An 11,929-nucleotide genomic window follows, 5' to 3' on the forward strand; every position below is an offset into this window, starting at 1 on the left:
TATCGTATCCGGTTAGGTTTTGTACACCACTTATTTGTCTTTTTTTGCAATTACCGCTCTGAATGCTTTCAAAGCGTTAACGATATGTTTCCGCACGGCGCTGACGCTGATACCGAGTTCATCGGCTGTCTCACTATATGTTTTCTTTTGGAAGTAGCACATTTCTAGGATGGTACGGGTTTTAGGGGTGAACTTGTCCAACATGCCGTACATTTCCGAGATTTGTTGTTCCATTTCCTCGTATGTGTCGTCCTCGCCACTTTCGTTATACATGTACATATAGAAATCTGCATACCGGGCTTTTGCCGTCTCGTGGCGGAGATGGTCAACGCACTTGTTGCGTACCAGCGAATACATATAACTGGTAAGGTTGAACTGTTCTTTCTGATGGGAAAATGCCCATGCCTGTTCAAAGGCATCGCCTACAATATCCCGACACACTTCCTTGTCACCTATCATTTGAAAGGCAAAATAATAGAAGCGGGAATAGTTTCCCTTAAAAAACAGTTCAAACTCAGTCTCCTTTTCCAATACTCCGAACGTTTTGATTCCTTTATTAATTTAGTTGAGAGTTGCGTGCAAAAATAGTATTTTTGTCTTTATTTCAAAAGATTTTAGTGAAAAACCGAAAGAAGGAACCTGTCGGAAAAAGAAAAATGTCAGTTCCCTTTCTGCATGCGTTCTTTTTTGGTGTATTCGTCTTCCTCACCCAGTAATGCATTTTTTAGCTTGTTGGCAAAGGCTGTGACATAGGCTCCGCCTACAAATTTATTATAAAGGGTGCCGTCCGGATTTATCAGCAGATAAGTGGGGTAGACTTTGACTCCGAATTTGTTTTTGAGCATTTTGCCGTCGCCTGCTTTTTCCATGTTGACCTTGATGGTGACGAACTGGTAATTCATGAAGTTACCGATCCGGGTGTCTTTGAAAGTGGTGTCCAGCATTTTTTTGCAGGGAGCGCACCATGAAGCGTAACAGTCTACAAATATACGCTTATTCTCCGCTTTTGCTTTTTTCAGGGCTTGTTCATAAGAGATATCAAGGAACAGGACACCTTTACCTTCATCATAAACGGTGTCTTTCTTCTGTGAATAATTGTTTTCGACACCTTTTTCTTGTGCTGCTATCCAAAGTGGCAGGATAGCGAATAATAGTTGGATGAATACTTTTTTCATACTCCGATTTCTTTAAGTTATATAAGTTTATTATTTAAATCGGAAAGGTATGCCAATCGGACACCACGGAATATTATTTTTCATGATTTTGCCCTCATACCCTCATAGTTTGCTTGAAACTCTTTATTCATCGTTGTTACAGCTATGAGGGCAGAATGATAAAACACCCTGAGGGTAACTTTTACCCTCAGGGTGCTAATTTCCTATTTATCCCGTAATCGGTTCATTATTACCATAATAACCGCTTCCCGGCACATAAATCGGTTGCATCACTCCACCCTCATTTTTCAGCTTTCCTTCATCACGTAGCCGTCGGATATGCCGCATAGCCGTGCTTCTTGCCATTCCGCAGAGATTCTGGAAGTCATATCTCCGCATGAACTGATGTGTCTGGAAGTATTTCGTCAGTCTCCGGTCTATTTCTTCATTGGTCGGTTGCGAGAAGTCCAGTCCGCCTTTCAGGCTTTTGACTTTCAGTATGCCGAACTCATTCTTCAATGTCTGGTCGGCACGAAACAGGATAGATTTCAGTTTTACTTTGGTCGCCTTTCGTTTCGTGCCTATCGTTACCGGTTCCGTACTGGTCAGGCAGGGGCGGAAGTAGCCGATGCCGTCCAGATGTACCTGCTTCCCGTCCGCCAACTCTTGTCCCATGATGTGGGAAAGGGCGTCGAGCACGGCGGTGACATCCGTTGCCGTCAGCGAGCAACGCTCCTGGATACGTTGGCGCAACAGGTCAGTCCCTATCGAACCATTATATTTTAAACGCGGATGCAGTGTTTTCTCTCCCTGTTCTTTGTCCGAAGGTTTCGGGTCTTCATACCAGTCAAATAATATTGCCATAGCTTCATGTTTTGTTTTAAAGTAACTGTTCTTGTTATGTATTCTCTTATATAGTTGTACGTTAATGCTTACTGTTCGTTTTGTTAAGCCTTAATGCTTTACAAGGGCTCACTGATGTGAACAAAGCCGTTAACGTCTGTGGACGTTTTTGTTTACAACTGGTAGCCTGTATGTTCACATTAGTGAGCCCTTGGTAACTATTAAGCAAAGATACATGAAATATAGGTGTAATGCAAATAAAATGCGGGTATTAATCAGAAGAAATGCTTGTTTCCTGCAAATTAATAGCGTATCTTTACAGGAAATAAACAAGATGTTGTATTTGTAGAAAAAACAGACAAAAACAGGATGAAATTTACTTTAATCAGACAGGATAGCGGGAGTGGAAAAGAGACTCTCAGCATTTGTGAAGCAAGCACATTGTTCGACAAAATGAAGACGGAGACAAAATCGGGACATATCACGGCTTTGCGCGAACTGATACCTTTGATGGAAGGTTCGTACGGGCACTATGAACACATAGACAAGCTGCCCTATATTTATTCCGCCGTGGAATATACCCGTACGAAGGACGGCGAACGGAAGATGAAACAATATAACGGACTCGTGCAACTGGAAGTGAAGCACTTGGCGGGTCTGTCTGAAATCGAGTTTGTGAAGCGGCAGGCGGCGCTTTTACCGCAGACTTTCGCCGCTTTCTGCGGCTCCAGTGGGCGGAGTGTAAAAATATGGGTGCGTTTTGCCTTGTCGGATGCCGGCGGACTTCCCGAAAAGGAAACGGACGCTGAACTGTTCCATGTCCATGCCTATTGGCTGGCAGTGAAATGTTATCAGCCGCTATTCCCTTTTGACATCGACCTGAAAGAACCGGTACTGACGCAAAGATGCCGGATGACATTGGATGAGGCTCCTTATTATAACCCGGACGCGGTGCCGTTCTGCCTGGAACAACCGCTCTCCATGGTGGGTGAAGAGACTTTCAGGCAACGCAAGCAGGGAGAGAAAAATCTTCTGTCGCGCTTGCAGCCGGGATATGAGTCTTCGCGTACTTTCAAGAAGGTTTATGAAGCTGCGCTGAACCGTGCGCTTCAGGAAATGGAGGACTGGAAACGCGGGGATGACCTTCAGCCTTTGCTCGTGCATCTTGCCGAACATTGTTTCAAAGCGGGTATCCCCGAAGAGGAAGCCGTGCGACAGACACTTATCCACTATTATCGTGAGGAAGATGAGCAGGTTATCCGCCTCGAATTGCATAATCTCTATCAGGAATGTAAGGGATTCGGCAAGAAGAGCAGTATCAGCAGGGAGCAGGAGACAGCTTTCCTGTTGGAAGAATTTATGAACCGGCGTTACGAACTTCGTTACAACACCGTGTTGGATGATTTGGAGTACCGTCAGCGTGATTCCATCCATTTTCATTTCAAGCCCGTGGACAAGCGTGTGCGCAACAGTATTTCTATCTGTGCGTTAAAAGAGGGTATCAGTGCATGGGATCGCGATGTAGACCGCTTCCTGAACTCGGAATATGTTCCTTTGTACAATCCCGTAGAGGAATATCTTTATGAAGTGGGGCGTTGGGACGGCAAAGACCGTATCCGTGCGTTGGCAGGTCTGGTTCCCTGTGACAATCCGCATTGGCAGGAGTTGTTCTACCGTTGGTTTCTTAGCATGGTGGCTCATTGGCGTGGGGTAGACCGGCAGCATGGAAACAATACTTCGCCTTTGCTTGTCGGCCCGCAAGGGTTTCGCAAGTCAACGTTCTGCCGCATTATCCTGCCGCCGGAACTGCGTTTCGGCTATACGGACAGCATCGACTTCAAAAGCAAGCAGGAAGCGGAGCGTTATCTGGGGCGTTTTTTCCTGATAAATATTGATGAGTTCGACCAGATTAATGTCAGTCAGCAGGGATTCCTGAAGCATCTGTTGCAGAAACCGGTCGCTAATCTGCGGAAACCTTACGGCAACACTATCCGCGAAATGCGTCGTTATGCTTCCTTTATCGGCACGAGCAATCAGAAGGATTTGCTGACTGATCCCAGCGGGAGCCGCCGTTTCATCTGTATAGAGGTGACAGGTCCTATCAACACGAATGTCACCATCAATTATAAACAGCTTTATGCACAGGCGATGGATGCTATTTATAAAGGTGAACGGTACTGGCTGAACGAGGACGATGAGCAGATTCTGAAAGAAACAAACCGTGAATTTGAACAGGTAAGTCCGTTGGAGCAGTTGTTTCATTGTTATTTTAGTCCGGTGGCGGAAGAAGAGGATGGCGAATGGCTGACGTCCATGCAAATTTTGAGTTATTTACAGACAAAGACACGTGATAAGTTGGCTATCAATAAGGTAGCGCAATTCGGTCGCACGCTCCAAAAATTGAATATACCTTGCCGGAAGTCTTATCGGGGGACGCTTTATCATTTGGTGAGGATGGAGTGATGGGGATGGCACATCTGTGATGTCGTTACAATATAAGTAGGTGTCCTGAGGGTAAAACTTACCCTCAGGGGGTAAATGTGTTTTGCTCTCATAGCTGAAAGGCCGATGAATAAGGGAATGTGGAAGAATTATGAGGGTATGAGGGTAAAGTATGCATGAAAAATATTTGTAGAGTAAATTAGGAATTACTCTATAAGTGTATGTGCAATTGTCTGTTTCTTAAAAATTAATGTCTGTTTCATATAATGTTTGTTTTGTCATATCAAACTAATTTTGCCCCCAAATAATAGTGGTAGCTTTTTGTGATATTGTTGTTATGAATAAAGGAGAGAATATGATAATATGTAATAGTCGGTTGGCAAAGATTTTATTAACCGGACAGGAGTCTTGTTTTATGATTTTCGGATGTGTGCTTACATTTATAAGTTATCATTTGTTTTATTGGTTGGAAAAATGGTTCGGTTTTGTTGTTTATATATAGTTATATGATATAGCTGCTGTGAAGCACCTTGTTTCCCTAAAAAAGTCCATGCCCTTACCATTTTTTATTTGTGGTAATATAAGAAAATGGAGTAATGGAGTTTTGCTGCCTGGGAAGGTGGCTATTGTTTGTTTTGTTTGTATGATGCATCCTTTTTTCAGTGGAAAAAAGGATGCTTTTTTTTAATACAAATCTTGGCTTATATCTTGCTTATAAATAAACTACTGTCAATTTGTTAGAATGAGGAAATAGTCTTTCATGTATAAAAAATAGTCATTTATGTATAATCGAGAAAAAATGAATTGGTTTTTCTTTGTAGAACATTGTGTAGGATCAATTTGATTATGGAAGCTTTTGTGCCCTTATGCTCGATTCGAATATTTGCGATGCTAATTGGTTGGGGGAAAGTAAAAGGAAGACGAAATATTAATTGTTCCAGAATAGTGTTTTGTGTTGATTATATTTACTATTAAGTAGGCTTCTTGTATAATCATCGTTTTTTGTCTGTAATCTAAAAATAGATGTCTTTTTTGTGAAAAACAAATATGTAAAATGGATTGTTTTTTTTTAAAACTACTTGTATTATAACATGAAATTACTTTATTTATCAGAACATCATTCCTGTTTTAATTATCAGCTAAAATTTGACAGTGGGTTTGCTCGATACAAATTGGCGTCACAAGAATCCGGCCAAATTGATAATAGCAGTTGTTTTTGTATTTTGTTTCTTTTAGAAGGAGAGTTATCTGTTAGTATAGGTCGAGAATGTCACATTCCCCTTCTTAAAAATAACATGCTGCTTATACCGCAGAATGAGAGAAACCAGATTGATAGTATTGTATCGGCAGAAGGTCTTTTATTGTTTTGGGATAAACAAATAACAGCTTGTGACAAAATGTTTCTTGAATCAATTTCGCATGACAAAATAGAAAATGAGAATTGTCGTGTTTTGCCAATCAGAAAACCGCTATTGTACGTTTTGAGGCAGTTGCTTTTTTATTTGGGAGAGGGGATGTTGTGCAGGCATATGCATATTCTTAAACAGCAGGAAATAAACCTTATATTAAGAGGCTTTTATACAAAGTCTGAGCTTGCTACTTTTTTTTCTGGAACAACCGAAATAGGACGGAAGTTTGAAAATTTTGTATTGGATAATTATCAGAAAGTGAGAACAGTGAAGGAGTTCGCGAGTTTATGTTGTGTCTCGGAACGTTCTTTTAACCGTAAGTTTCAAGAGTATTTTAACCAAAGCCCTTATCAATGGATGCAGGAGAGAAGGGCTGAACTGATCCGTGAGAAAATTAGCGAACCGGATATTGCTTTTCGGGAAATAGCTATGGATTTCGGGTTCAGTTCTCCTGCTCATCTGACTTGCTATTGCAAAAAGTTGTTTGGCGCAACGCCGACTGAACTACGAAGCAGCTGTGAAAAAGAAAATAAAACTAAACTATAATACGTTTTTTCTGATATGGTGAGTGGTGAATTGAATAATATGGAATTTGGAGACGGTAATGAGGGAGAGAACAAATACCTTTTATGTAGTTCAAGGGAGCATTGCTCCGACCTTTTTAAAGAGCTTGTCGGAAAGATGTCCATGTGTTTGAAAGACAAAATAATGCAGGATATCTTTTACTCCATGTTGGCAGGGGGAGGTATGGTTGAGCTGTCTGGTAAGTATAACCTTTCCCGGAAAGCGTTGATTTTTATGTATGAAAAAGCTATGAGGGAAGTGAGTGATAGTTGGGAGGATATAATTCAAGGAAAACAAAAACTTCAATTAGCCGATCTCCGGTATAGAAATTGTAAAACAGTCTTGTCTCGGAACAATTTTATTTGTGAAGAAACCAAAGTTGCTGTTCCTGTTAAAGAGTGTGATATACCGGTTGAGTATCTGGAAACACTGTCCACTCCTTTGTCTAATTTTGGAATATCTCCGAGGATATTACGAAACCTTAGAAAATATAATATCTATTTATTGGAAGATCTGTTGCGGTTTATTAAAAGGAATGGTTTTGACGGAATTGGCAGATTGCATGGTGTGGGGGCTAGATCTTGTGATCAGTTGTTTGTAATACTGAAAGATAAGAGTGTTTTGGAGGATAAAGATACCTGTTATTTGTTCCGTTATATTTTTGTATAGATAAGGACGTGTGCATTATTGATAAATAGGCGTATATTTATTAATTTATGTCTTTTTTGTATAACATCATTCCCGCGCTTCTGCACTAATTTTGCATCAATAAAAATTGATGTGAAAAGTTTTAATAAAAATGACAAAAATCTTTAGTGTGAAGAGATCGGTTTTTCTCTTATTTTTAATTGTTTGTACCCATTCTTTTGCTCAAAAGGTGGCGCTAAAAAACAATTTGGCATATGATGCCTTGAAGACTCCTAATCTTTCTGTTGAATTGTCAATGGGTAGAAAATGGACTCTGGACACGCAGGTGGGGATGAATTTCTTTTTATTCACGAAAAATGCCACCTCTCCCCGATACAAAAATAAGAAGTTTAGCCATTGGCTGGTGCAGCCGGAGCTTCGTTATTGGACTTGTGATGTGTTTAATGGTTGGTTTTTCGGGTTGCATGCCCATGGAGGACAGATGAATATCGGCGGGGTTGATGTGCCTTTTGTTCTTCAAAGAAAGGATGACAGTATGAAAGATCACCGCTACGAGGGCTACTTTTGGGGAGGCGGTTTGAGCGCTGGGTATCAGTGGGTTGTTTCCAATCGTTTTAATGTGGAGGTTTCTTTGGGAGTTGGTTATGTACATGCTGAGTATGATAAGTATAATTGTACTACATGTGGTAAAAAAATGGGTAAGGGAAATGCTGATTACATCGGCCCCACTAAAGCGGCAATTTCCCTTATCTATATGTTAAAGTAGACTTTTAATAAGTTGGGGTTCGTTTTATTGTTTTTCTATTTTGCTAAAAAAGTATATTAATGAAACTGTTACAATATTATAAGCAACTGTCTTTTATGGTGGGCTGGTGCGGATTACTACCGTTGTGTACTTATGCTCAGGATGCTGTGTTGCCTGCTGGCAACTTACGTTGGGATTATTCAGATAGCCGTGTGGCGAGGAGTGTGGATGGACGTGATTTGAATATCGAGTTTGCGATAAAACCTGTCGTAAAACTGAAAACTCAAGAAGTTGTGTGTATTTCTCCCCGTTACATTTCGGCAGACGGGAAAGAAAGCATAGAGTTGGAACAGGTGTGCATATCCGGAAAAAGAAGATATAAGGTGATTAAGCGCCGTAAGGCTTTACGTAATCAAAAGCCCGGACAAGCTGGTTTTGGTGAAGTGCATTCTGTTAAGGAGTTGAAAGATGCTCCTATGGTATTTAAGAGTACTTTTCCTTTTAAAAGTTGGATGGCAGATGGGCATATTATAGTGGAGGAGGTGTCGTATGGCTGTGCCGAGTGTGGAGTAAGTTTGAATGAGGGTATGGCACTGGAAGCTGGTATTCCATTTTTTGGAGCAAAAGATTATGTCTATGATTTTATCGAACCGGAAAAGGTTTTGGTTAAGTGTTACAAGGATTCTTTTGATTGTAAAGTGACTTTTCCTGTGGCACAGTATGGGCTTCGTGAGACTTTTGCCGATAATAGTCAGGAACTTGCCAGGCTTGGACAATTTGTTTCTGAAAGTTTGAAAATCAAAGGAGCGGAACTCAAGAGTGTATATATAAAAGGCTATGCCTCGCCCGAAGGAGATTTTGATTATAATAGGTCTCTTGCACAAAGACGTACTAAAACCCTTTCGGACTATATCGCCAACCGATATCCTGCCTTGAAGAAAGCAGTGGTCTATAGTGCTGAAGGTATCGGGGAAGACTGGGAAGGTCTTAAGGCGGCAGTCAGTGGCTCCAATCTTGCCAATAAGGACGAAATCCTTTTTATTATCGAACATAACCAAAATGATATGGAACGCGAGTCTGCTATCCGTGAGTTGGATAATGGCAGAATCTATCACATTCTCCTGAAGGAGTTCTATCCAAAGCTACGGCGTACGACATTCAGTCTCAGTTTTGATGTAAGGCCTTATGAACTAGAGGAACTTTCGGGAGTTTTTGAGACGACCCCGGAATGTCTTAGCCAGTATGAAATGTACTTGTTGGCCGAATTATATGCTTCCCGAAGTGAGAATCCCTTTTCAGTGTACAAGAGGGCATATGAGCAGTTTCCGGGAGACATTGTGGCGACTTTGAATTATGCCAATGCCCTGCTGAAATACGGGAATGATCCGGATGGGGCTCTACAGGTGCTGGATGCTGTAAAAGAAGATTCTCGTTCTCTTTTCCCCATGGCAATTGCCTATAGTTTGAAAGGTGAGTGGAAACGGGCTGAGAGTTTGTTGAAGGAGGCTGCTAAATATGGTAACATTCATGCCGCTACGTTTTTCAAAAATAGAAAATAATCAATATATAACTTAGATTTAATTTTAATATTTATTTAAACAATTAACTTATGAAAGTGGTAAAAAGTTTTACTGTTGCGGCCTTGGCATTGCTCGCGGCATGTAGTAATGAAGAAAATCAAGTTACATCAGACAATACAAGTTATCCGGTGGACGTTAGGGTGTCATTGAATACTAATAAAGTGGGGACACGTGCCGCTATGGGAGACTTACAGGAAACAGTAGCTGACCAGGCGGCGGCCACACTGTCTAAAGTACATGTGTATCTGGTAGATGGCAGTGGTAATATCACGGTTGCAGAAGAGTTTATAAAGGACGACGCGAAGTGGGGGCAACTGGTGAATGCCGTTCCCGCCTCTGCCGATAAAACCCCGGGAGGATATAAATTCCTCGATGTGACGGCTGCAACTAAAGAGGCAGTTGTAATCTGTAATCCTCAGGGAGCTATCGTTCAGAAAGGTGGTAAAATGGCCGATATTGTAGATTATGTGCTTAAATCAAAAATTGGAGAGGTTATTTACGCAGATGCCAAAGGCCTGACAACAATCGGTCAAGAATCTTATGGTGTTAATCCACAGGATGATAAGAGAGTGGTTAAAGCCGCTGAATTCACTCTTGCCGGTAATATGAACCGTTTCCAGATATTGGGAACCAAATTTGCGAAGATAGAATGGACTCAGTCAGGAAAGGCAGATGCTAAAAAATGGCAGGAAGACTGGATAAAAGCTAATGCCGGTAAAACACCTGAAGAAGCTCTGGCAGCTTTTGTCGTTCATGTCGGTAAGTATGACGTGAAGACAGGAGCGTCTCCAAATGATGCAGAATGGAAGAAATATTTCCAAGTTGTTGATGTAACAGCGGAGAATACAGGCATTGTGATGAATCGCTTCTATAACAAGTTCCATGTTGCAAACCATAGTTCCAATGAGTTGCTGGAAGCAAAAACTTATCAGGGTGATAGATATGACTTCGCTACAGGTACATTTAAACCGGATGGAAAAAATGATTTGTCTGAAGCTGCTTCTTATTATAATGCTGTTGGTTTTGATTTTGAGACAGATAAAAAAGCTGCTGCTTTCAATTTCTTCAGTGATAAAGTGACTAACTATGGGAAAGGTGGTGATGCTCCTACTCTGCATTTTATTTTTAAGACAGGAAAGGTTAGTGAAAACCGTCGTTTCCTGAATGTTACTGGATATACCGAAACTGAAGGACAGGATGCAGGCTTGGATGCTGCTGCAAACAAGGTCGGAAAACTGTTGAACATTGATCTGTCGAAAGTGAATGGCGGTAATGGTATTCTAGTAGATGCTGACCCGACTATTCCTGAAGGAGTAATACCTGAACCGGGTGGTAAGGAAGATTTCAATAACGAGAGTGCAAACGTGATTGTCAGAGTGCAGGTACAACCTTGGGTGGCAGTAAATGTATTTCCTATTCTTTAATATACAAGTAGGTATAGATTAATTGTCTGTTTGTTCTTTCCCGTTTTTTTCATGTTCGGAAAGAACGGGAAAGCCTGAAAGTTCTCGTAAGGAGGGTATTTCCTGCCCTTCTTTTTTTTGTAAGACAAACTGATGGAAGCATAAGACTTTTCAGGGGTTTGTGAAATAGATATTTGATTATTATTATTTTAAAAATATGAGCATTAGATACGCATTTACATGGCTGCTACTGATGGTCACAGCGTTTGTCGTGACATCCTGCAACCAAGTCTACGATGACTTAGGCGCTTGTCTTGGCAATACCATTGTCTTTTCCTATCTGGCTGATGATAATAAAGAGCATCTACAAGAATATGTAGATGATATTGATGTCTTTATTTTTGATGCTGAAGATGAAAATCTGGTAGAAAAATATCATCTCAAAGGAGAGCAGTTATCCTCTCCATTGGAAGTCAGACTTCCTGAAGGAAAGTATAGGGTGGTAGCTGTAGGTAATGCCTTGAAAGAAACTTCCATTATAAAAAAAGATAGTTATAAAGAAGGACTGGTGTCCCGTCTTGAACTTACAGAAAATGATATCCCGGCTGTGGGTACGTTTGACAGGTTGTATTTAGGAGAAACTATTGTAACATCGAAGGTGCTGAATGAATCGCGTGATGTGGTACGCCTTTATTCTCAACATGTAAAAATACATGCGGAAGTGCTTCCCGATGGAGATGCGGATATACAGCCTTGGTTTGAACAGAATACTAAGAATGGATTCCGTCTGCAGGTGGAATCTTTGTCAGCCCGTTTCTCTTTTACCGGTGCTCGTTCCGGAATTACCTCATTTGATCTTCCATTTACAGCCGGAGAGAAAAAAGACCGTTTTGTACTTGATTTCAATACTTTGCGCTTTGAGGACGAGGATCCGATATTGATTTATCTTGTACAGAATGAGGCAGTTCTTTGTACTGTAGATGTAGCGCAATATATCGCACAGTACCATGATAAAGTTCAGATAACAGGTCGGCAGGAAGCACTGCTTCCATTATATTTCCGTCAAAATCTGTTTTCTTTGAGCGTAAGTGTAAAACCATGGGAAGCAGTGGATGTGGTTCCCATAACTGATTGATGAAGA

At 41.1% G+C, this 11,929-nt stretch carries 10 protein-coding genes; 7 read left to right on the forward strand and 3 right to left on the reverse strand.

All coding sequences use genetic code 11. From position 1 onward, the window contains the following. Positions 1-30 precede the first annotated feature (30 nt). The 3 genes from BQ7997_RS04625 to BQ7997_RS04635 form a co-directional block, all read right to left on the reverse strand. Positions 31-531, reverse strand: coding sequence for a sigma-70 family RNA polymerase sigma factor (locus BQ7997_RS04625; protein ID WP_044655180.1), 501 nt, complete (start codon positions 529-531; stop codon positions 31-33). 128 nt (positions 532-659) lie between these two features. Continuing rightward, positions 660-1,175, reverse strand: coding sequence for a thioredoxin family protein (locus BQ7997_RS04630; RefSeq protein ID WP_052662234.1), 516 nt, complete (start codon positions 1,173-1,175; stop codon positions 660-662). A gap of 207 nt (positions 1,176-1,382) precedes the next feature. Next, entirely contained in the window at positions 1,383-2,018 is a 636-nt protein-coding gene (locus BQ7997_RS04635) for an HU family DNA-binding protein (RefSeq protein WP_073344010.1), read from the reverse strand. Positions 2,019-2,366: 348 nt separating this feature from the next. Here BQ7997_RS04635 and BQ7997_RS04640 point away from each other — a divergent pair, with 348 nt between their 5' ends. The 7 genes from BQ7997_RS04640 to BQ7997_RS04670 all read left to right on the forward strand — a co-directional run bounded on the left by BQ7997_RS04640 (position 2,367) and on the right by BQ7997_RS04670 (position 11,923). Beyond that, positions 2,367-4,460 (forward strand): BT4734/BF3469 family protein, encoded by a 2,094-nt coding sequence (locus BQ7997_RS04640; protein WP_044656320.1) that lies wholly within the window; start codon positions 2,367-2,369, stop codon positions 4,458-4,460. 1,070 nt (positions 4,461-5,530) lie between these two features. Then, the gene (locus BQ7997_RS04645) at positions 5,531-6,394 is read left to right on the forward strand and encodes a helix-turn-helix transcriptional regulator (RefSeq protein WP_073344013.1); all 864 of its coding nucleotides are present in this window, start codon (positions 5,531-5,533) and stop codon (positions 6,392-6,394) included. Positions 6,395-6,433: 39 nt separating this feature from the next. Next, positions 6,434-7,081: a hypothetical protein gene (locus BQ7997_RS04650; RefSeq protein ID WP_073344786.1), complete on the forward strand. Its 648-nt coding sequence runs from the start codon at positions 6,434-6,436 to the stop codon at positions 7,079-7,081. A 148-nt stretch (positions 7,082-7,229) separates the two neighbouring features. Continuing rightward, positions 7,230-7,826, forward strand: coding sequence for a DUF3575 domain-containing protein (locus tag BQ7997_RS04655; protein WP_073344789.1), 597 nt, complete (start codon positions 7,230-7,232; stop codon positions 7,824-7,826). Between the two features lie 59 nt (positions 7,827-7,885). Further along, the gene (locus BQ7997_RS04660; RefSeq protein WP_073344016.1) at positions 7,886-9,364 is read left to right on the forward strand and encodes a DUF3868 domain-containing protein; all 1,479 of its coding nucleotides are present in this window, start codon (positions 7,886-7,888) and stop codon (positions 9,362-9,364) included. A 50-nt stretch (positions 9,365-9,414) separates the two neighbouring features. Continuing rightward, positions 9,415-10,809, forward strand: a complete 1,395-nt coding sequence (locus BQ7997_RS04665; protein ID WP_073344019.1) for a hypothetical protein — start codon at positions 9,415-9,417, stop codon at positions 10,807-10,809. Positions 10,810-11,005: 196 nt separating this feature from the next. Continuing rightward, positions 11,006-11,923, forward strand: a complete 918-nt coding sequence (locus tag BQ7997_RS04670) for a FimB/Mfa2 family fimbrial subunit (RefSeq protein WP_073344022.1) — start codon at positions 11,006-11,008, stop codon at positions 11,921-11,923. The last annotated feature ends 6 nt before the right edge of the window (positions 11,924-11,929 follow it).

It is taken from the genome of Bacteroides congonensis, from assembly GCF_900130125.1.
In the GTDB taxonomy this organism is placed as follows: domain Bacteria; phylum Bacteroidota; class Bacteroidia; order Bacteroidales; family Bacteroidaceae; genus Bacteroides; species Bacteroides congonensis.

Bases quoted from the DNA above. Each gene is read 5' to 3' on its own strand.
- BQ7997_RS04630 (WP_052662234.1), bottom strand. From the start codon at position 1,175: ATGAAAAAAGTATTCATCCAACTATTATTCGCTATCCTGCCACTTTGG.
- BQ7997_RS04635 (WP_073344010.1), bottom strand. From the start codon at position 2,018: ATGGCAATATTATTTGACTGGTATGAAGACCCGAAACCTTCGGACAAA.
- BQ7997_RS04640 (WP_044656320.1), top strand. From the start codon at position 2,367: ATGAAATTTACTTTAATCAGACAGGATAGCGGGAGTGGAAAAGAGACT.
- BQ7997_RS04645 (WP_073344013.1), top strand. From the start codon at position 5,531: ATGAAATTACTTTATTTATCAGAACATCATTCCTGTTTTAATTATCAG.
- BQ7997_RS04650 (WP_073344786.1), top strand. From the start codon at position 6,434: ATGGAATTTGGAGACGGTAATGAGGGAGAGAACAAATACCTTTTATGT.
- BQ7997_RS04660 (WP_073344016.1), top strand. From the start codon at position 7,886: ATGAAACTGTTACAATATTATAAGCAACTGTCTTTTATGGTGGGCTGG.
- BQ7997_RS04665 (WP_073344019.1), top strand. From the start codon at position 9,415: ATGAAAGTGGTAAAAAGTTTTACTGTTGCGGCCTTGGCATTGCTCGCG.
- BQ7997_RS04670 (WP_073344022.1), top strand. From the start codon at position 11,006: ATGAGCATTAGATACGCATTTACATGGCTGCTACTGATGGTCACAGCG.